At 48.2% G+C, this 20,746-nt stretch carries 25 protein-coding genes; 2 read left to right on the top strand and 23 right to left on the bottom strand.

All coding sequences use genetic code 11. From position 1 onward, the window contains the following. Positions 1–5: 5 nt before the first annotated feature. The 17 genes from ATH33_RS01710 to ybiA all read right to left on the bottom strand — a co-directional run bounded on the left by ATH33_RS01710 (position 6) and on the right by ybiA (position 13,479). Positions 6–485 (bottom strand): PaaI family thioesterase, encoded by a 480-nt coding sequence (locus tag ATH33_RS01710; protein ID WP_121873986.1) that lies wholly within the window; start codon positions 483–485, stop codon positions 6–8. Then, positions 486–1,238, bottom strand: a complete 753-nt coding sequence (locus ATH33_RS01705) for an SDR family NAD(P)-dependent oxidoreductase (RefSeq protein WP_037993662.1) — start codon at positions 1,236–1,238, stop codon at positions 486–488. Between the two features lie 26 nt (positions 1,239–1,264). Beyond that, a complete protein-coding gene (locus ATH33_RS01700; protein ID WP_037993663.1) occupies positions 1,265–1,684 on the bottom strand; it encodes a MaoC family dehydratase in 420 nt (139 codons plus the stop codon). After that, positions 1,681–2,127: a MaoC family dehydratase N-terminal domain-containing protein gene (locus ATH33_RS01695; protein WP_037993665.1), complete on the bottom strand. Its 447-nt coding sequence runs from the start codon at positions 2,125–2,127 to the stop codon at positions 1,681–1,683. The genes ATH33_RS01700 and ATH33_RS01695 overlap by 4 nt, the downstream gene beginning before the upstream one ends. A 21-nt stretch (positions 2,128–2,148) precedes the next feature. Beyond that, the gene (locus ATH33_RS01690) at positions 2,149–3,327 is read right to left on the bottom strand and encodes an acyl-CoA dehydrogenase family protein (RefSeq protein ID WP_121874121.1); all 1,179 of its coding nucleotides are present in this window, start codon (positions 3,325–3,327) and stop codon (positions 2,149–2,151) included. A 28-nt stretch (positions 3,328–3,355) separates the two neighbouring features. Next, complete coding sequence (locus ATH33_RS01685) at positions 3,356–4,099, bottom strand: SDR family NAD(P)-dependent oxidoreductase (RefSeq protein WP_037993804.1); 744 nt, start codon at positions 4,097–4,099, stop codon at positions 3,356–3,358. 247 nt (positions 4,100–4,346) lie between these two features. Continuing rightward, positions 4,347–4,772 (bottom strand): DUF2935 domain-containing protein, encoded by a 426-nt coding sequence (locus tag ATH33_RS01680; RefSeq protein ID WP_037993666.1) that lies wholly within the window; start codon positions 4,770–4,772, stop codon positions 4,347–4,349. 145 nt (positions 4,773–4,917) lie between these two features. Beyond that, entirely contained in the window at positions 4,918–5,421 is a 504-nt protein-coding gene (locus ATH33_RS01675; RefSeq protein ID WP_062842923.1) for an Imm6 family immunity protein, read from the bottom strand. A gap of 217 nt (positions 5,422–5,638) precedes the next feature. Further along, complete coding sequence (locus tag ATH33_RS01670) at positions 5,639–6,877, bottom strand: MFS transporter (RefSeq protein ID WP_242062447.1); 1,239 nt, start codon at positions 6,875–6,877, stop codon at positions 5,639–5,641. Positions 6,878–7,061: 184 nt separating this feature from the next. After that, entirely contained in the window at positions 7,062–7,283 is a 222-nt protein-coding gene (locus ATH33_RS01665; protein ID WP_138615063.1) for an Imm6 family immunity protein, read from the bottom strand. Positions 7,284–7,455: 172 nt separating this feature from the next. After that, positions 7,456–7,995: an SUKH-4 family immunity protein gene (locus tag ATH33_RS01660; RefSeq protein ID WP_037993671.1), complete on the bottom strand. Its 540-nt coding sequence runs from the start codon at positions 7,993–7,995 to the stop codon at positions 7,456–7,458. A 60-nt stretch (positions 7,996–8,055) separates the two neighbouring features. Beyond that, the gene (locus ATH33_RS01655; protein WP_121873985.1) at positions 8,056–9,537 is read right to left on the bottom strand and encodes a nucleic acid/nucleotide deaminase domain-containing protein; all 1,482 of its coding nucleotides are present in this window, start codon (positions 9,535–9,537) and stop codon (positions 8,056–8,058) included. 169 nt (positions 9,538–9,706) lie between these two features. Further along, complete coding sequence (locus ATH33_RS01650; protein WP_052186636.1) at positions 9,707–10,489, bottom strand: CoA-transferase subunit beta; 783 nt, start codon at positions 10,487–10,489, stop codon at positions 9,707–9,709. Positions 10,490–10,511: 22 nt separating this feature from the next. Next, positions 10,512–11,432 carry a CoA transferase subunit A gene (locus ATH33_RS01645; protein ID WP_037993678.1) on the bottom strand — a complete coding sequence of 307 codons (921 nt, stop codon included), beginning with the start codon at positions 11,430–11,432 and terminating at the stop codon, positions 10,512–10,514. Between the two features lie 210 nt (positions 11,433–11,642). Beyond that, positions 11,643–12,296, bottom strand: coding sequence for a class I SAM-dependent methyltransferase (locus ATH33_RS01640; protein ID WP_121873984.1), 654 nt, complete (start codon positions 12,294–12,296; stop codon positions 11,643–11,645). Positions 12,297–12,520: 224 nt separating this feature from the next. Further along, positions 12,521–12,955: a DUF350 domain-containing protein gene (locus ATH33_RS01635; protein WP_062842922.1), complete on the bottom strand. Its 435-nt coding sequence runs from the start codon at positions 12,953–12,955 to the stop codon at positions 12,521–12,523. A 65-nt stretch (positions 12,956–13,020) separates the two neighbouring features. After that, positions 13,021–13,479, bottom strand: a complete 459-nt coding sequence (ybiA, locus tag ATH33_RS01630; protein WP_062842921.1) for a riboflavin biosynthesis intermediates N-glycosidase — start codon at positions 13,477–13,479, stop codon at positions 13,021–13,023. 192 nt (positions 13,480–13,671) lie between these two features. Here ybiA and ATH33_RS01625 point away from each other — a divergent pair, with 192 nt between their 5' ends. Further along, on the top strand, positions 13,672–13,863 hold the full coding sequence (locus ATH33_RS01625) for a helix-turn-helix transcriptional regulator (RefSeq protein ID WP_037993685.1): 192 nt from the start codon (positions 13,672–13,674) through the stop codon (positions 13,861–13,863). Then, positions 13,856–14,431: a peptide deformylase gene (def, locus tag ATH33_RS01620; RefSeq protein WP_049719846.1), complete on the top strand. Its 576-nt coding sequence runs from the start codon at positions 13,856–13,858 to the stop codon at positions 14,429–14,431. The genes ATH33_RS01625 and def overlap by 8 nt, the downstream gene beginning before the upstream one ends. A gap of 53 nt (positions 14,432–14,484) precedes the next feature. On the opposite strand, the gene cmr6 is transcribed toward def, so the two are convergent. From cmr6 to ATH33_RS01590, 6 genes are all read right to left on the bottom strand, one after another. Further along, positions 14,485–15,069, bottom strand: a complete 585-nt coding sequence (cmr6, locus tag ATH33_RS01615; RefSeq protein ID WP_170151214.1) for a type III-B CRISPR module RAMP protein Cmr6 — start codon at positions 15,067–15,069, stop codon at positions 14,485–14,487. 259 nt (positions 15,070–15,328) lie between these two features. Beyond that, entirely contained in the window at positions 15,329–15,757 is a 429-nt protein-coding gene (cmr5, locus tag ATH33_RS01610; RefSeq protein ID WP_121873981.1) for a type III-B CRISPR module-associated protein Cmr5, read from the bottom strand. Beyond that, positions 15,750–16,601, bottom strand: coding sequence for a type III-B CRISPR module RAMP protein Cmr4 (gene cmr4, locus ATH33_RS01605; protein WP_121873980.1), 852 nt, complete (start codon positions 16,599–16,601; stop codon positions 15,750–15,752). Before cmr4 ends, cmr5 begins: the two co-directional genes overlap by 8 nt. Beyond that, a complete protein-coding gene (locus tag ATH33_RS01600) occupies positions 16,598–17,746 on the bottom strand; it encodes a type III-B CRISPR module-associated Cmr3 family protein (protein WP_170151213.1) in 1,149 nt (382 codons plus the stop codon). Before ATH33_RS01600 ends, cmr4 begins: the two co-directional genes overlap by 4 nt. 31 nt (positions 17,747–17,777) lie before the next feature. Further along, the gene (gene cas10 / locus ATH33_RS01595; protein ID WP_121873978.1) at positions 17,778–19,727 is read right to left on the bottom strand and encodes a type III-B CRISPR-associated protein Cas10/Cmr2; all 1,950 of its coding nucleotides are present in this window, start codon (positions 19,725–19,727) and stop codon (positions 17,778–17,780) included. After that, the gene (locus tag ATH33_RS01590; protein ID WP_211330146.1) at positions 19,720–20,715 is read right to left on the bottom strand and encodes an RAMP superfamily CRISPR-associated protein; all 996 of its coding nucleotides are present in this window, start codon (positions 20,713–20,715) and stop codon (positions 19,720–19,722) included. Before ATH33_RS01590 ends, cas10 begins: the two co-directional genes overlap by 8 nt. Positions 20,716–20,746 lie beyond the last annotated feature (31 nt).

Genomic DNA, 20,746 nt, shown 5'->3' with positions numbered 1-20,746 from the left:
TCGCATCAGATTTTCTGATCCAGGATGGCAAAAGAGGCGCTGGCGACGGCAACCAGCTGATCATCCCCGTCATAAAGCCTGCACTCTGCCACCGCCGTCCGCTTGCCCAGATGCAACAACTCTGCCTGTGTCTTCAATCTCCCTTTGTGCACAGCACGGATGTAATTGATTTTCATTTCAGAAGTCACCGACATTTTACACGGCGGCAGTCGGGAGTAGACCAACGATCCCATCGTCGTATCCGCAATGTAGGCAATCACGCCGCCATGGACGGCTTGGTTCAAGTTCCACAAAAACGGAGTCACTTCGGTTTCAAATTGAAACGTTTTTTCGGATGTCCACTTCCCTTTGAAACCAATCATTTCATGAAGATGCGTTGAGACATTTTCCCGGACGTTTACAATCGCCTGTTCCACCCGCTCAAGCAGCAACTTTTCCATCTCGGTGCCGTTTTTTTGCACCTCTTCCCAAATGGACGGCTTCAATCAAACCCCGCCCCGGACATAAAGCACTTGCCCTGTGATGAAACTGGCTTCATCCGACACCAGGAACAAGACCGCATTGGCCACGTCAATGGGTTTGCCTGTTCTCCCCAGCGGAATGGTTTGTGCTGCCGCTTTTTTAAAATCTTCAAAGGGAACCCCGATCCTTTCCGCCGTTTGCCGGGTCATGTCCGTTTCGATAAAACCGGGGGCCACGGCATTGACATTGATGTTAAATTTGCCAAGTTCAATGGCCAGCGTTTTGGTGAACCCTTGAATACCCGCTTTAGCCGTCGAGTAATTCAATTGTCCCCGGTTGCCGAGCGCCGAAGTGGAACTGAAATTGACAATTTTCCCGTAGCGGTTTGGCACCATGAACCGTTGGGCCGCCCTGGATGCATAAAAGGTTCCTTTCAGATGCACATCCATGACGATATCCCAATCTTCGTCGGTCATTTTATGGACCAGATTATCGCGGATCACCCCGGCATTATTCACCAGGATATCCAACCGGCCAAACGCGTCCACAGTTTTTTGCACCACATCTTCCATTTCTTGCCGTTTCGTGATGTCGCAAGGGATCGCAATGGCTTCTCCTCCGGCTTCGCGAATTTTTTGCGCCGTTTCTTCACAGGTATCAGTATTCACATCCGTCACGGTGATCTTGGCTCCTTCTTCCGCCAGGCGTATCGCCGTTGCCGCGCCAATCCCTCTTCCCGATCCGGTGACAATCCCCACACGGTCTTTCAATCTCATATTTCATCCACTCCTTATTGAAAAAATCACGCTGCCGGGACGGAAAATTCCGCCTTGCCGGTGACAACCCGGTCCCCATTTTGCGTCGATGCCCAAATGTCACAACAAACCACTTGTTTTCCTTCTTCCCATCTCGTTTCTTTCACCCGTCCTTCACAGGTGATCTCATCGCCCGGACGAACCATTCCCGTAAACCGGACCCCGAATGTTCTCAAATCCCCGTCCGTCCCGATCAGGTCGGTCAGCATTTGCCCGACAAAGGCCATGGTCAGCATGCCGTGGGCAATCACTCCGCCCAATCCGGATTTTCGGGCATAATCGTCATCATAATGAATGGGGTTGAAATCTCCCGACGCTCCCGCATACATCACCAACTGGGTACGGGTGACCGGCGGTTTTTTGAACGGGCCGATCGGATCCCCCGGTTGAAATGTCCGCAACTTCATCCCTCCTGTCCCCGGTAAATCACGTTGGACCGGGCAATAAAGACCGTTTCTCCCGCTTCATCCACGCCTTTTTGCTCATACAGCAAAAAGATCATCTTCCCCAATTTCCCTTTCTTTTCATAAACATCTGCCAATTTCGTCGAGCAGTAAATCACATCCCCTGCATAAACGGGACGGAAGTATTCAAACTGTTGTTCCCCGTGAATGAGACCGTCCGTCTTGAGGGAAAACCCCGGAATCGTGCCATAGTCAAATGTCCGGAAAAACGTCGGCGGTGCGATGATCCGGCCGTGGCGGGTGGTTTGGGCATACGCCTCATCATGATACAGCGGATTGGGATCCCCGATCGCTTCGGCAAATTTGCGGATGGCGCCTTTTTCCACTTCATTTTTGACCGGAACGGATTCTTTGCCCACCCATTTCCGGAATGCATTCACATCCACTTGTCGTTTCCTCCCTTACCGTCATTTCCCGTGTTTGGCAATGGCCCGGGAGATCACGAGCCTTTGGATCTCGGCCGTTCCTTCCCAAATTTGATAGATCTTGGCGTCCCGGGTCCATTTTTCCACCGGATACTCCTTGATATATCCATAGCCGCCGAGGATTTGAATGGCATCCATCGTGGTTTCTACGGCGACATCCCCGGCAAACAACTTCGCCATACTGCCTTCGCCCCGGTGAAAAGGAATCTTCCGGTGCCGCATCCAACCGGCCCTCCAGGTCAAAAGCCGGGCGGCATCAATCCGGGTGGCCATGTCAGCCAGTTTGAAGGCAACGGCTTGATGTTCAATAATCGTTTTTTTAAATTGGATTCGCTCCTTGGCGTACTGCAGGGCATATTCATAGGCCGCCCGGGCAATGCCAATGGCGGAGGCAGCCACTCCCGGCCGGGTGTGCTCCAACATTTTTAATGCCCCGACATACCCCGGGACATATTCCGGATCCCCCGGTTCCCCGCCCAGCCGGTTTTCAACCGGAACCCGCACATCTTCCAGGATGATCTGTGCGGTATGGGACGCCCGGACCCCCATCTTCTTTTCTTTGCGCCCCATGGAAAAACCCGGCGTGTTTTTGTCATCAATGAGAAATGCCGCAATGCCCTTCCAGCCTTTGCTCCGGTCCAAAGTGGCAAACACCACGTGGATGTCCGCGATGCCCCCGTTGGTGATAAACTGTTTGGTCCCGTTTAATACATACACATCTCCTTCCCGCCGGGCCGTGGTTTGAATGGAAGACACATCCGAACCGGCCCCGGGTTCCGTCAGCCCCATGGCGCCGATCAAACAACGATCGGGATCACACAGCATCGGGATCCATTTTTTCTTCTGTTCGGTGGTTCCCATGGCCATGATGGCGGCTGCGGGCAGATGCGACCCGTTGATCGCCACTGCAATGCCGGCACATCCCCAAGCCAGTTCTTCGGAAACCAGCAGGCTGGCCACCGGATCTTCGATGCCTCCGCCGCCATATTCCTCAGGATATGAAAAGGTCGTCAACCCCAGTTTGTGCGCCTTTTTGACGATCTCCCAGGGAAACTCCTCGGTCTCATCATGGTAAGCCGCATGAGGGCGGATTTCTTTTTCAGCAAAATCATGTGCCAGCCGTCGGATTTCCTTCTGCTCCGGGGTCAGCTCAAAATCGATCATGTTCCGCCTCCTTCAAATCAACCGTTTATTTAATCAGCCAGCCGCCGTCGACTACAATGTCCGCCCCGGTGATGTACGAAGCATCGTCGGAAACCAAAAAGGCGACGGTCCCCGCCACTTCCTCCGGTTTCCCCACCCGTTTCAAAACGGTGTGGCGCTCAATCGTTTTGGCAAAACCGGGGTTATTCAAACTGTCTTCAATCAACGGGGTTTTAATAAATCCGGGGCTGACGGAGTTGACACGGATGCCGTAAGCGGAAAGCTCATAAGCAAACGCACGGGTCAGATTGATCACTCCGGCTTTGGCCGCGGAGTAATGGGCAAACAGCGTCCCCGGTTTCATTCCCGAAATAGAGGCAATATTGACAATGGCCCGGTTTTGTCCGCCCTTCATCCGTTTGGACAATTCTTTGGTGACCAGAAACACACTGCGCAGGTTGGCTGCCTGCACTCCTTCCCATTCCTCAACCGAAATATTTTCCAGCAAATTCAGTTTTGAACTGCCGGCGTTATTGACGAGAATGTCGATCTGGCCGAACTTTTCTTCAATAAAATCCGAAAGCCGTTTGACTTCCTGTTCACTTGTCACATCGGCCGAGTACGTGGTTGCATGCGACTCCCCGATTTCGCCGGCCACCCTTTCCAACTTGCTCAATGTCCGGCCGACCAGAACCACGTATGCTTCTTCCTGTGCCAACCGTTTGGCAATCGCTTCGCCTATCCCGCTTCCTGCACCGGTGACAACCGCCACTTTTCCGGCAAAGCGCAAGAAAACCCCCTCCTTGTCCCATGTCTCGTTATTTTTTAAATTGCAAATTTTATGCCAAATATAAATGGAGAATCTGCCGGCATGAAACCGCCTGTTGACAAGGAGTTTGGGAACCATGCGGATCCACCCGGTTCATGTCGTAAGTCCTTTTTACATTGGTTCAGTCATTTTTGCTCATGCAATTTTGACTTGATTTCCCCCGACAAAAAACTCCTGTTCCCCCACCGGGACAGGAGTCTTCAGCCATTCAACATCGATAGAGGATTGTTTGCGCGATCCCGATAAAATATTCGGATTCACGAATAATATGATTCATCACCACTTGCGCCGTCCTGTTCCCTTGAAAAGCAGCGCTTTGGTCGCGAATCATCCTGCACAATTTGATAAACTGCTCACTTTGATGGAGGCAAAACCGGATCAAATGATTCACACGGCACTCCAACTCCGGATTTTTTTTGCAGGGCAACCGGACCTTCGTCTCAATCCAGCGAACCACCAGCTGATGGGTATCCGTCAAAGCTTTTTCCCACTCATTCAATGCCTCCACATACCGGGATTCCAAATTTTTGACCAGTTCTTTGATCACAACAGTGTGTTCCGCCTCCTGCTGCTTCCAAAACTCGGCTTCATCCAGAATGCGAAGCGGCATTTTCTCCCCGTAATAAAATTGCACAAAACCTCCTCCTTTTTCCCTCCACGTCGCAAGTAAATATATATGCCTGAACAAGAAAGATATGCTTTGAAGCCATCAGCCAACCGGGATCTGCGCAAATCAAAACAGCCTTCCCGTTGTTTGGAAAGACTGTCCCGGTTTCGTTTTAATCGATGTGCTTCAATAGTTCATTTCTCTTGATTTTCTTGTTACTTTCCGCCGGATGGTTGTGAAGCAGATATTGTTGCAAGCGCTCTGCCCATTCTGCTTGGTATCCGTCGATTTGTCTGATCTGCTTCATAAATTCTTCAATCGTGTCATGATCAACCATTTCAATGGGTTGGGGAATGTATTTTTCATTTGCGTGATCATATGCCCGCCATATGGTATAACAAATGGCGTACATTGCACACACCCAAATCTGCTCTTCTTGCGGATCATCGGTCAGCTCAAGATAGATCGACACCCCCGTGTCATTTTCATTGTCAAACTCGAAATAAATATCATCCGCACTGTGTTTTTTCTCCTCCACCCATTCCCAACACATGCCAATCGTCTTTTTCAACTGCGGATAACCCTTTGTTCCTTTCAACCGGTTGATCAGTTTTTCTGTTAAAGCCAATAAATAAGCCGGCCCGGCGTCATCATGAACGTTTGAAATCCATTTCATGGGTATCACCTGTTTATCTTTTCATTTCTGATTTATGCAAAAACCTGCGGGCAGGAATCAATATATCAAAAATCAATTCATCAACTTCACTCAGTGTCTTCCCTTTTGATTCTTCCTGCTTCCCGCCGGATGGTTGTAAAACAGATATTGTTTCAAACAATCCCTCTCCACTTATGGTCATAAAAAAGCCACTCTGATCTGAGTGGCATGCACCAAATTATCCTTCAAATGTCCTTTTCTTTAAAAGTAACAATCCATTACCGATCAGCAACAAATCCATAAGCAACCAAGCCACGGAATAAGATTGCATATCCACGATAAACCCGAAAACGGCCGGAGCCAGGATGATGGCCACTTGGTTGAGTGTGAGCGCATAGCTGACCATCAATCCGTCTGCCTGAGGCGGGGCGTTCTCGGCCACTGCCAAAAGAAAGGAACTGAACCATCCGATGCCAAAAAAGCCCAGCCATGCCGACAAGAGAAAGAGAACCCACACAGGCAGAGACGCGGGAAGGAAAATCAAAACAGAGACGCCCAACACGGATGCCCAGATGGAAAGATGAAGCGGATATTTCCTGTTTCCGCCCCACCACTTGTCACTGATGTAAGCCAGCACAATCCTCCCTGCCATTCCGCTCAGCAAAGCCGTGGATAACAGCTGTCCCGCGTGAACCAGTTCCACATTGGTCTCATTGCTGAAGAAGATCATCAAATGGCCCACCAAAACCATTTGAAGGGAAACCATGATGATCCCGGTGCATAAAACCGGAAACATTTTTTTATTTTCGGCAATCTCTTTGATCTTTTCTTTGAATTGTGCATTGCGGTTGTTTTGGCTTTGGCGCGGAAGAGGCGGATCACGGTATAAAACCAAGAACAACAAGCCACCGAAGATGGCAAGGGACGCCTGGGTATATACCGCCGTTTTCCATCCGAAATGAAAAGACAAGAACGGAAGCAACATTCCGCCGATGGCCCCTCCGATGGGAATGCCAGCCTGCCGGATGCCCATGGCCAAGCCTCTTTCCCTTTCTGAGAACCAGCGCAAAATCACCTTGCTTCCCCCGGGTTGGGCCGTTCCATACCAAATCCCGACAATCCCGAGCAATCCCAACAACAAGAAGTAATTCTCCGTAAACGATACAAAGAAAAACGAAAGCCCCAACAAAACCGAACCCAAACTGATCAGCCAGCGTTCCCCGTATTGATCCAATGCATGACCAATAAAGAGCATCGACAATAAAGGGCCGATTTGGACGGCAGAAACCAACAACCCCGCCTGGAAAGTGGTCCATCCCCATTGTTCCTGCCAAATCGCGGCCAGCGGCCCGACTCCGTAAGTGACCAACGTTGCAGAAGCTTGAGACCAAGTTGCAATCGTCAAAATCAACCACCGATAATAAGCCGGTTGTTGAGATCCCATCGTTTCCCGTTGCAAAGGCAAACGGGTGTTCATTTTGGTTCGCCCCCTTGTTTTTTGATGAGACAAAAATAAAAGATTCACATCGGACCCACCGCAAGAAAGAAAGTCCGGTACATCCCGAAAGTCCCGTTTTCCGCCTCCAGCTCTTCCCTGCTCCGCATGTTTCCTGCCGGATCTTGTTGTTACTTCCGGACGGATAATTTTGCAAAAGATATTGTTACAAACGTTCCGCCCATTGCTCTTGGTATCCGTTAATTTTATTCACTTTGTCCGTAAACTGATCAATCATTTCATCACTTTCCAACTCCCAACACCTGTCCATCGCTTCCCTTGCTTCTTGAAACCATTCACGGCCGGATATTTTGTACACGATCTTTTCGGACAAAGCCAATAAATAAGCCGCTTTTGCATCGGTGTTTACTTTTTTATACCACTTCACTTTCTGCTGCCCTCCCTGTGTCATCCAACCGGCCGCCACCTTTAAAAACAAAAAATTTATATTTATATTTTAAATCAGATAAGTCCGCAAATCATCCCCTCTCCGATTTTCACGCTCAATAAAAAATCGAGAGCTGAATTTCTCAGCTCCCGGCTTTCCGATGATATGCATATCAGCAAATCAAACCATCTTCCACTTGCTCAAGAATCACCGCCCAATAGGTTTCTTCCTCTCCCAAAGCTTTTGGATCGAATTGATGAAATTGTCGTTTGATCTCCCCGACGATCCCCCGAATTCTTTCTTCATCCCCCGTCTCCATCGAATCGATCAGTTGCGGCTGGTGACGCAGATAAATTTTGAGAAACATCAGAAATGTGGAAAGGTCCGCGTTCATCCACCTTTTTCCTTTGGCAAAGAAGGAATCCAAATAATACAAACAATCCGTCTGGCAATGGATCCCGATTTCATTTCCTTCATTCTCAGCGATCATCAAATAGTCCTCACCCTCATGATCCCTTTTCATTTTGGGCTGATCATAAAAATGAAGATAAAAAGGGCTTCCTTTCACCTTCTCAGAATCCAGCGGCAACCCGACCGATGATAAGAACGTCAGAGTTGAATCGGACAAACCGGATTGGGGCAGCTGTTCATGATGAAACGGAACCAGTTGGTCTTTCCAAAACGCTTTTAATTCTTTAGTCAACTCAGCCATGGATCCAGCCTCCCTGTTTATGCATTCCAACACTTTTGAACATCTGGATGTCCCAGTCTGTTATTTCATTATTTCTTTGACTGATTTTTTAAGTTCATTGACTCCTTTCCTCCTTGACTCTCTGGTGTTTCCGTATTCAAAACTATAAGTAACTTTGGCATTTGGAAAATTTTTATCGATAAACGGTTGGCACATTCCACCCGGGATCACGCAAGGCTCCAGTTCCGAATAGATTCGGGTTACCTGCTCAGGATGTATTCCTTCTTGTTCCAATTCTCTGGCGATTTTTCTCTCAGAATGTCCATAACCACTTTCTTTTATGATGATTTTGTATTCGCCATTTTGGATATATTCAAAGACGGCTACGTTTCTTCCTGAGCTTAGATTGTTCTTTTTCCGGTAAGCTTGGACAATTTGACTTAAATCGGATTCTCCGTACTGTATTTTTCCAGTGAGATTGACATGAGGACTCCGCATCTCATCCGGAATGGTTTTGGAATCCAATACTTTTAAACATGAACCGGGGATTTCAATAGCGGCAAGATAACCTGCCGATGTACGGTTTCCCACACACCCGTCCACTTTCATGATGATGTTTTTGACAATCGGGGTTTTGCCCAGAATCGGCTCCAGTGAAGTGAAAGCTTTATTGACCGCCGGAGTGGCAAAATGAACCACTGCAACGGCACCAGCTCCAAAAACGCCGGCCATAATGGCATTAAGCACATTGATATTCCGGTTATGAAGGATATCATCTGCCACACTGGTTCCGGCACCCTCGACGGCTCCGATGAGCCCGGTTCTGGAAAACATTTTTTGAAACGGACCAGGCAACTTAGGAAGCAGTTGTTGTCCTCCCCGGAGAACAGCACCCAAGCCCGGGGTATTTTTCAAACCCATGATCAACTTTTGACCAATGCCGGATGCCAGTCCTTTGGCAAGACCTCCGGCAATGCCAAATCCCAAAACCCCAAGCACTCCACCGATGGCCGCCTCCATGAAAGTGTCCTTATTAATTCCGCCATTCAGACCGGCACTAACCAGAAAGGAAATCCCCATTCCCCACAGAATGGAAGCTCCCAATCCGGACGTGAGCGGAAAAAAACATAAGACAATGCCAATGACCAAAACAACAGCACAAGCAATATATTCTTTATATTTTTTCACCCATTCCCAAACTGTTGACAGCGCATCCACAACAACTTCCGCCATTTTGGAACAAATCTCAGTTAACCAATCCCAAAAGGCAGCGGCTTTCGCTTTGAGCCATTCCCATGATCCGGAAATTTTGTCCCCCAACCAGTCCACGATCTCTGACAATGGTTCGGTAATCTGATCCACAATTCCTTTCTGTTCATCGACCGGAGGGGACAAAACAGGCTGTTCCTGTTGAATCGGTTCTTTCTGTTCAAATTGGTCAAACTCGTCATTGACAGTGGGAACTTGAATGCCGTCTGCCAGCACCACACCTTGATGCCAAAAACCAATCCCTGACAATGCCATCAAACTAATTAAAAGATATTGAATCAGTCTCTTCGCCATTGTCCTTTGGTTACGAAAACCCGTAACCCCATTCCTCCTTTTCCTTTCAACCGAAGAAATGGATGATTATTAATTTTATGAAATTTCTGTCCTTATCACAAGATTATTTCATTATCCCCCATACAAAAGCACCTGCAACAAGCAGGTGCTTTAATCCACAAACTGTTTATCAACCACCTGTCCGAATACCCCGGCGTCCTGTCCAAAAACCTTCCGGATCGATCGAGCGGAGGGTTTTCAGTTCTTCTCCGGAAGGAGGCAGGGTTTCGGTAAGCGAGTCAAACCGCTTTAACGGCCAGTCGGTGTTTTCTTGCACTTGTTCAAAAGTGACGCCGGGATGAATGGTTGCAAGCATCAATTCTTTGGTTTCAGGATCCGGCTTTAAAACCCCCAAATTGGTGATTAAAGTGGATAATCCTCCCCGGGGCAATCCCACGGATTCCCGCCATCCGCTCCCATTGCCGAACCCGGGGGAAGTGATGTAGTCCACGCGGTCGGTGAGTCTCCGTTTTTCATGGTTCATGATGGCCAACAACCGGTTGGAAAGCGAGGCGATATCCGCCGCTCCCCCGCTTCCGGGCAGTTTCACCTTGGGAGTTGTGTTTCCTCCAAGATAGGAGGTATTGATATTTCCGTAACGGTCAATTTGCGCCCCGCCGATAAACCCGACATCGACACATCCTTGTTGCATGAGAAACATCAAGTGATTGGTGGAGGTGCACCACTGGGCTCCTGTCACATTGGGAGGATCCCCCATCGTGTATAACAGTTCATCGGAAGGCTCGTCCCGGACGATCCCGCATTCGAAAAATCCGATGGCGTCGGGAGCATGCAGTTTTTTGGCCACGGCAAAAGCCAGCATCGGGAGCCTCATCCCGACAAAAACAACATCTTTGTCCCGAATTTCCCTCGCTGCGGCAATCACCATCAGTTCTTCGGTGGTATAATCCATTTCTCCCACTCCCTCTCCGGCATTATTCGTAAGCATAGTTCACTTCTGCCGCCAACGCTTTTTTCTTTATCTTCAACCTCTCCCAACAGCTTCCGAGCAACCGGAGGTATTCCTCATGGGAAGAAACTGACAAAACCCATTGGTTCAACCACTTCCGAAAACCTTCTTCATCCTTGCTCTCTTGATGGTAATCGTGAAAGAAGGAATGATCCCGTTGATAATATCCCGGCATGGGGGAGGGATGGCAAAATCCCGGACAATGCACCACGGCCGACACTTTGAATCCGGGAACCAGCAATCGGTTGGGGTCGCTGGTGATCACGTCGCCCGGCACGATTTCTTCCGCCAGCAAAATCACTTTTTTGCTCGCCATGGCGGCTTCTTGCGCCACGCCAAAATTTCCCCAGAGGTGCGCATTTCCAAATTCATCCGCGCGCTGCACGCCCAAAATGGCAACATCCGGCGTCAGGGCGGGAACATACACCAGTTTTTCCTCCCCGAGCGGAGAAGTGCCGACCTGAAGCTTCGGATTGGTTTTGAGAAGATCCGATCCCAACAACGACCGGGTCGGCAAAAACGGAACTCCCATCGCTCCTGCCAACAGGGCCAAACCGATGGTAAAATTGCTGTGATCCTCCACTTTGAGGGGGCGGGGAACCCCTTTTTCCATCGCCCGGCGGTAATTGTAGCCAAGGCCCGCACTCACATTGCCGGACCACGCGGCAATCAGGCGGTCCACCGCGCCGGCACCAATCATCACATCAAACAAAATATCGGAGATGGGCGCAATTAACGTTAAATTTTCTTTTTTCTGACGAATCAACTCATAAGCAGCCGCAAACGGAATCATCGCCTCCAGACAGGCGCCCATCACAACCGATTCGCCATCTTTCACCAAGTCTGCCATGGCTTGCTCCAAACTCATGCGTTTGGTCTGACGCATTCATCTTTCACCACCCGTCACCTGAGTCATCCGTTTCAAACGTAAACTCTTGCCGTTTGCTTCACCACATCGACGGCTGAATCCGCGCAACCAACGGATCCCGTCCAACTTTAAGCATATCATCAGATTGTCCGTAAGACCAGAACACAAAAAAGCGATCAGGATTTCTCTCCCGATCGCTTGCAACCGTCTGAAAAACCGGTTTTCTCTTCAGGCTTTTTGCGCCGTCATCAGCCATACAAAACGGTTCAGCTGTTTGAAGGCCACGGTCAACCCCGCCTGTTGGAAAGCGTTTTCCAAACGGCTCACCACTGGATAAAACTCCCGTTTCAAATCCGTTGCCAGCTCGTGGAAACCGCGTTCTTCCGCTTCTTGTTGCATATTTCGCTTTGTCTCTTCATCCCGGAAAACAGTATCGGCAAACACGATTTTCCCTCCCGGATTCAAACGGCCGGCCAACTCGCGGAGTGCCCGGTCTTTCATTTCATCCGGCAAATGGTGAAAGGCATAAGTGCTTACAATCGCGTCAACAGGTGGGATCTCCGCCGGAACATCCAGGAAGTGTCCTTCATACAGCTCTAAATCCGGCACTTTTTCTTTTGCCTTTTTCCTCATCGCTTCCGATGGCTCGATCCCGATCACCCGGTAACCGGTTTTTAAAAGCAAACGGGACAAATTTCCGGTACCCACGCCAAACTCCAACACCAGACTTTGTTCCGGAAGTTGAAGAGCATCCACCACCGTTTTCAAAATGCCGGCATATCCTTCAAACACCTCTTTATATTCCTCATGGCCCCCGAAAACGGTTTCATCATAATGGTCGGCCCATTCATCAAACAAATCATTAAATAATGCTTCCGTCATATCCATGCCTCCCGGGCGAACGCCAATAATTCTCATCAAAATAGTTTGTTTTTATTTGATATTAACAGAATATACCTTTGGATACAATCCCTATCTTTGATGATATTCCTATGCCTGTTTGCCGGTTTCCGTGTCTTTTTGAACTCCCGCCATCCGCCCAAAAAAAGAGCCATTTCATCTTTGCGACAAAACGGCTCTGCTATGGATCTTTCAGTTTATCCGATTTAATAACTGATCAATGCCGCCATCAAAATTCCGGCTGCAATATGGAGTCTGGAAGAGAAAATCGCCACGGACACATTACCTTTGGGGATTTCCTTCAACACACTAAACGGCGCAAGCCAGTGGAACAGGAAAAAAATCGCCAAATGAAACAAAATCCCCACCACTCCCCAGATGATCAAATCCACCAGGTTCACGGAATTAAAAATGGCAGAAGCCACCACAATGACCAACCCCAACACTTTTCCGCCCAAATCATGGGCCGCCGCTTTGGCCGCCCGCACTTTGGTGTCATCCTCTGTATCCGCTCCGGCACGGATCAACTCGATTTCACGGTAAGGCGTTGACCACAAAAACAACAAATAACCCAAAAGTACAAGCGGAATGGAAACGCCGAGATAATAGATAAAATTCAAAAAATATCCCCATTGAGCCACTGTTGTTCCTCCTCTCTTCCGGCTTCTTTCCATTATACAAATTTTTCGTTCCCGGGCCTGCTTGTTTAAGATTCGTTTCCGCTTTCCTTTTCCCCGCGCAAGATTTCCCGGACTTCCATCAAAATTTCCCCCAACCGGTTTTTTCCTTTTCCGTCGGGGCCGCATCCCCAATAACGATCCACCGGTGTCTTTTCAACAATAAGTTCATCTCCGGTGGACAACAAGATTTCCCGGATCTCCTTGTGGGTTTGAAACTTTTTGAGAACGGCTTTCCGCATGATGTCATCTTTCACGTCTTCCCAATCATCCCGCAAAGGCAACCGTCGATCCCTGCCGGTATTGGCCGCTTCCATCGGACTTTTTGCCAACCGGACTTTTTCTTCATATGGCGTCCCGGCAAATTTTTGCGCCTGAAAATAATGCTCACTTGTCGGCCACCATTTCCCATCCAACCTGAAGCCGTGCGGAGAAAAATTGGAAAAACAGCCATATGGTTCATTTACCCGGTAAAAATAAATCGTCATGATGCCACCTGCCCTTGAGCAAAAAATAGACCACTCAAATTATATCATGCAGATACGAATAAGGATTAGCTTTATGATCTCTGATCATATGATTTGCCAGAAATATAAAACCGAAAATGTCCAAAGTAATTGACATCCTGTGATGAATTGTTAAACTGTAAATGTCCAATTCTTTTGACACGGGTGATACGGTTGAAAAACAAAATCAAAGAAATCCGCAAAAAGCTGGGGCTCACTCAAGAGCAACTTGCCAAGGCTTGCGGAGTGGCGAGACAAACAATCAATTGCATCGAAAACGATAAATACGACCCCACGCTGGAATTGGCATTCAAATTATCCAAAGTTTTAAAGGTAAAGGTGGATGAGTTATTTATCTATGAGTAAATTTCACACAGGTTATACCATTACCATGAAAGACATTGTAAGGGAAGGCCATCCGATTTTGCGCAAACGGACCCGGGAAGTGAACGTACCTTTGTCCAAACAGGATCAAGAAACGTTAATCTGTATGATGAACTTCTTGAAAAACAGCCAAGACCCCGTGTTGTCCAAAAAGTATCAACTGCGGGCAGGTGTCGGCTTGTCCGCCAATCAAATCGGCTTGAACAAACGCATGTTTACGGCTTACTTCGCGGATGAGGAAGGGACGGAACACGAATATGCCCTCGTCAATCCAAAGATCATCAGCCATTCCATTATGATGGTGTATTTGCCGCAAGGGGAAGGCTGCCTCTCCGTCGACCGGGAAGTAAAGGGCTTTGTCCCCCGTTACGAATGGGTCAAGGTCAAAGCGTTTAATTTAGAGGGCAAAGAAGTCACCTTGAAATTGAAAGGTTATGCTTCCATTGTCATTCAACATGAGATCGATCACCTGAACGGAATCATGTTTTATGATCGCATCAATAAAGAAAACCCTTTTCAAGTGCCGGACGACTGCCGGAGCCTTTTTTAACATCTGTTCAAAAAGAAATTGCCGGTTGAAACACTTCAACCGGCAATTTTTTATCAGATTTCTTCAAAACGACCGTAACCCACAGCCGTCTTGGCCCCGGCCCCGGTCCAACTCATCGCTTCTTTCAACCAATGAACCACTTTGTCCACATCTTTTATGTTTTTTTCCTCACAGGGAGCAACCGCAAAGAGAAATGGCTGATTTTCGTCCACGGCCAAAAAAGGAATGGGAATGGGGTTCTCCCGTTCTCTCGGAGAAATATTTCCCGGATCCGTGTAGTATGTTGAAAAGTGTGGGGTCATCACATCTTCCACCAACCGGATTGGAGTTGCCGGAATGGCATCAAAAAAGAGGACACTTCCTGCTTGGCGGTTCTTATCGTTTTGTTCCGAACCAGTCCGGTCACTGCCAAAGATGTGTTGAATATCTTCTTGATTTTTATCATTCTCCTCATAAAACTCCGCCCAAGTCCGGACAACTCCTTTGACCGAAGAACCCGGCAAATAGGGAACCCCCAGTGTCGGATGCCAGTTCAACCCGTTTTCAACTGGATTCGGTCGTCCCATACCCGGAACAAATCGGGAAACGGTTTTCATCCGGATCAGCTTCCCCTTTTTTTTATTTACCAATTGCTGCAAACGGTATTTCGCCCTTTCAATCTCTTCCGCGTCCCCAACTTTACCGATTTTAGCAATTTTATTATTCCACTGTTGTTTCCCGGTTCCTTCCAAAGCCAATTTTCTGATGAATTTTCGATTTTTACTAAGTCTACAGTTCCATTGATCACAAAATTTTTCATACCATAATCCTGCATTTCCTTTTTCCTTCATTAATGCACGGATATCAGGCTTCGACGAACCCAAATGATATAAAGGTATAAAAAATTGGTTTTCTTGTTTATTGCTTCTCATCTTTCTCCTCCCCGGGCTCTGACTTTTTCAGTTCGGCCACAGCGATCTTGCGATGCCACTCCAAAAACGCCAACGTCTCCATCAACGCCCACTGATAATCTGCCCGGGATTTCCGGCTTAATTGCAAAAGCAGATCTTTATCCTCTTCAAACTCGGAATGCGGATGCTTTTTACAAATCCACTTGTTAATATGCTGATACAACCATTCATGGGGATCATCCGCCTTATCTTTGGCTGCCGAACGCAACTGGGCCAAAGCCTGCCCCAATCCGTTGATCAGAATGGCTCCCGCCAAATTCACCACATAACCGGCGTACTCATCCCCCTGTTTTCCCGTTTTGTCTCTTTGTTTTACCTCGCTTACCACGCTCAATGAATAAGCAGCGCGCTGTTGCTCCAAAGTTCTGTCACTCATTCTGTCCGCCTCCCAACACTCGGGTCACTATCCAACCTTGGCCGATCGTTTCATTTCCCCCGACTTGGAGGTAATGGCTATCTTTCAGATAATCAGTAAACTCCTTCAATTTTTCCTCGTTACCAAACCGGGCCACAAACATCGTATAAAAAAGCGTATCCGGCGGAATCACTTCTTCCTGCCACAAGTTATTGCTTTTTTTCGTTCCGGACTCCAATTCATTCCGGAAATTTACCGGCAACCCGTAGCGGGCAAAGTAAGCAAACTCATCGTCATTGATGATCGAAAGCCTGTTTTTCAACTCTTTATGTAAAAAAGGATGACGGATCAATTTCTTTAAATACGGAACCAAGCGGTCTATCAGGTCCGTTTCTTCCCGAACCTTAAATGTTAACTCTTCCAGGAAGATTGGTTTATCTTTTTCATATACACCAGCAGCAATCATTTCCCCGTTATTAATTTCCGGAATTTCGAGCGGAAAAGAATTCTGTTTATCCAACACCCCGGCCATTTTCATATCCCGGTAAAACCGTTTCAGTAAATAAGGGCTTGTCACCCAACGGTAATGCCCGGTCAAGGAACGGACGGGAAGCAACAACAGACGTGCATCCGCCACCCCAAAGGCGCCCGCATGATCTTGTTTACCAAATAAATCTTCCAAACCTTTTTCCCCTTTTTCCTCCAACCATTTTTCTCTCAAAGCCCCTTTCAAACCGGAGCCCGGAATGGTCGGACTGCCGGTGGTTTTCTCCCGGGCGACCGGCAAATCGATGACACTGTATACTTGTCCGGCTCCTGGATGAACCGGTGTTTCAGCCAACATTCCCAAGATGTATCCTTTCATTTCGCTTCTCCTCTCTTCTTCCAGGTTCCGATCACCATTTGTCCCATCCCGTATTCCTGGTATTCTCCCGTTGTCACTCCATGTAAATGCTTAAATTTGACCAACTCCTCCGGATCCGCCTGATAAAACCAGGTGCTTCCGGACGGAAGAAAAGTCATCAGCGTCCGCGGCCATGTTCTGGCCACATTCCAACCGCCGATTTGCACCGCTTTGCCGATGCCGGCGGAAAGGCAAACAGCGGATGAAAGATGTTCCCTGATTTCCGGCGGTCCTTGGTTCACCGCTTCTTTCATATCCGGATACCGGCCGGGCGTCAGCAAAGTCACCGTAAAATAACCATTTCCATCTTGGTGAAATTGTTTATCTTCAGGGATGCCAGGAAAACCGGAATCATCTTCCGCATCTTTTTCTTCCACCGTCACTTCCGCAAAACGGCCTTCCCCGCCCAACGGAATCATGAACTTCTCCGGCACTTGCCATTTTTCATCCATTCCGAAGACTTCCACCACGACTTCCAGATCCCGGTCCGGACGAGTGTGTGTGACGGCATACAGATGATGATCCTCAGCCGTCCGGTTGGGGCCCCGCTTGATCCCGACACGCCGCTCCGGTTTCCAATAATCTTTTGGACAGAGAAACGAATCCGGTTCGGGAACGCCTCCCTCCAGAATGGCCTCCATCCCTTCACAATCGACCCACCAGTCCTCGATCCATTTACCATCCGGCAGATGACGGTCCGGAGACAAAAAGAATTTCTCTTGCAAAAAGTCGCTTTCACCACTTTTTTCTGTCGGGGAAAGCCGGGTCAACCGCTCTCTGGTGCCGTACAACACCAGCGGTACCGGGTCGTATCGTTTTCCATGCATTTGCAAATATGGTCCGGACAATCTTAAATTTCCCAGTGAATCCGGCTGTGCCCAGACTTTCCGCTTTTCCTCCAAGGAAAGCCCGTGGGTATCGATGTATTCGCCTCCCAGCTCTTTGGGCCACTTTCTTCCGGGAACCCACTGTTTGATAAAATAGGCCATTGCCGCCCGGATGGCACCTTGCAAAGTGAAGATTGAAGGTGGAAACACTCCTTGCGGCGCCACCCCCGTCTCCTCCATATTAAACGGGGTTCCATCCCGGAAAAACAAAGTGTCCAATGCACGAAAACGCCATATCCACTTTCATTGGTTATGCATCTTTTTCGAATCCTTTCTGTGCCAAAAACTTCGCCAAGATCGCTCCATCTGCTTTGAATTCGTTCGTCTCTTTGAGTCGGACGGTGTCCCCCTCCATCGATCGCTTCACGACAAAGCAGACTTGGAGCAACCGATCCATTTGCTCTTCGATCTTTTCTTTCTTCTCATCGGTCCATTTTCCGGAATCTCCCAAAATCCGGACATAGTCTGAAATCAATAACCGTTTGACCTGTTTCCGGTCGAGAACCGCTTCCACCTGATTTTCCAACAATGACTCATACATGGACAATTTATATAAAAAGCTGTTGGACAAAAGCGGATCGTCTTTCTTTTGCAGGCTTTCCCGAATGTCATCAAACACGGTCCGGTTCGTTTCCCAATCCAACACAAAATGCTCCCAAGGTGCCGACCACTGTGTGGCAATCCCCGAGCTTGTCCAAACCCCGACGGCCAAGCTGTCGCGGCCGGTCCCGCTTTTGGCCACATCATCCAGCAAGCGGTGCCCTTCCTTCACCACTTCTTTCAACGGAACCTTGTAATGGGCAAAAAGGATCGCGGCCGAACCCGTTGCCGTTTTCGCTGCAATATGATCCTTGGAAAATACTTTTTCAAACGCCTTTTTATACCGCTTGGAAAGATCGACAGCGGCCGGGATTGCCTGATCCAGCGGAAACATCGCCATCAAATCGTCCCCGCCGGCATAAATCGTCACGCCGTCATACCGGTCACGAATGTAATCGGCCAAGCCCGGCTCCTTTTCATCCCCCAGTGAAAAAACGGACAAAGCCTGACTGACCTTCCATTCTTCACGGGTGTCCTTTAAAGCTTGCAACAAGTCTCCCAACTTGTCCCCGTCCATGACAAGGAGTGCATAATAATTCGCAAACGGTTTTCCCAACTGTTTGTTCAATGCATCCAAATGCTTCTTCAGATCTTCTCGGGCCTGTTTATCGTTTTCGATCAGCTTGTCCAACTCGTTGGGATAAAAAGCCTTGGCATCCAGCGTCAAAAATGCTTCCGCCCCCGCTTTTTCCGCTTCAGCCCGTAAATTGGGAAAGTGATTTTTGGCGGCAGGACTTTTCAAAATTCCGTATTCCCTCGCTTTTTTCGCAAAATCAACGGCAAGGTCGGGACACTCATGAAGTGCCTGTTTCATCCCGGAATGAGCAGACAAATGATATACCGACGGAAAAGAAACAGCATGATCCGTCCATTTCCAACCGATCGCCTCTTGGGTGACACGTGGGAAAAGGCGCTTGATGGTGCCAATCGCACTCAACCGTTCAGTTTCTTCCTTAATTTCCAAGGCATGGGTTTGTCCCAGATGGTCCTTAAAGCACCTCCAAAAAACACTTTGTTTTTTCCTCTCTTTGGCCCGCACATACCCGGACAACTCCTGCAACCGGGAAATGAGCATGCATTTGTCTCCCGGTTCATCTGTGGGAAGATAACTGCGCCAATACTTCCGGTAATTTAACTGACTGGGGCTATCAGCCACCACCCATGTGATTTCCCACCAGTTTTTCACTTGGCGTTCCCAAATCTCCCTGGTGTTTTTACCCGCAGATGCCGGTCTCGCCACAAACCGCTTCCAAACAGCATCCGCGATCCTTTCCCATGCTTCAAGCACCGCCTTTTCACATGCTTCCGGACGGAAATCTTCCGGGATGGAGGCGGTAAAGCGGTTGGGCAATGACCCGATCCACGGTCCGTCCACACGCATCTCCTTCAAGCCGGATTGTCGAATCGCCTTTACCAGCGGATCCTCATACACTCTGGGAAACACGATTTCTCCCTTGTTTTCCGTAATATAAGCCATGGCACATCCTGACAAATAAGACAACAAAAAAGAGCCGGCCAGCAAATCCCGCGTCCGTCTGGCCTGCGCCACAAAATCCTGTACCGGACCGATGGAAAAATGAAGCAATCGTTGATCATTCATAGCCGCATACCCTCCGGTAATGTTCCTCTTTTAATTGATCTTTAAATGATTGAATGGCTCCGGCAAAGTCTACGGGTGGATAATCCTCAAAATATGTTTGTCTATTTCTCTTTTTTCTCAAATGCAATTCTTTCGGAAATTGAGTGGTTAAAAACAAAAAGGCTGAGTGGTATCGCTGCTTGACTTGAAACACCCTTAACCAAACCGGCGAAGGAGTTCGATCATATTCTTTATCTTTCGGCTCCAATGTACCGCCTTGAGTACGTTTTGGAAGACCAAAGATGACTGCATTTCTTTTATTTTTGGAACAAAAATTTTTGATAATATTGTCTGCAGTCTTCCGTACATCATCAGCACATTTGTCATTGACAACTGATACAAATAATGATGAATGATGATCCAGGATGGTATGGCTTTGTTCATCGTTCGGATCACAGTTCACCACGAAATTATTCCAGCATCTTGTTAAATTCTCTTCCCAATCTTCAAATGATTTGGCGTTATGTAAAATCGGGAAATCATTATCGATCATGGATTGAAGCTTTTCACAATTCTTCGCTTCCCATTTTTCCAAAGCAATCATCCCGTATCCGCGACGGACTTTTGCTCCCACACCCCCAAAATGGCCGAGCAGCCAAATGCTGGCCAGCAGTCCCCGCCAATCCGGATCCGGCTTTTTACCCTGTTTGAAATTGGGTCGTAATAAAAATTCAATTTCAAAACTTTTATCCTTATAAAAATCTGAGTTTCCTTTTCCCTTGGGTTTTTCTAAAAACCGCATCAAAAAAGCCGATTGTCCGGCTTTTCCATTGGCACCGCCAAACAGATACTCTTCTTGCGTGATCCCGAGTGGTTCCACTGTTTTCTTATAATGCGGATTGGCAGCCCGGTACCAATACCGTAGCGCTCCTTTGATGGAAGGAATGCGAAGCTCGACTATCGGTTTTTTTCCTTTGTTATATGCACCATGTAATTTTAATGGAGTCATCACACGAAACCTGGCTGTGATCCTGGGATGC

The sequence above is a fragment of the Thermoactinomyces vulgaris genome (genome assembly GCF_003688725.1).
Taxonomy (GTDB): Bacteria; Bacillota; Bacilli; order Thermoactinomycetales; family Thermoactinomycetaceae; genus Thermoactinomyces; species Thermoactinomyces vulgaris.
This window is presented reverse-complemented; position numbering and strand designations above follow the sequence as displayed.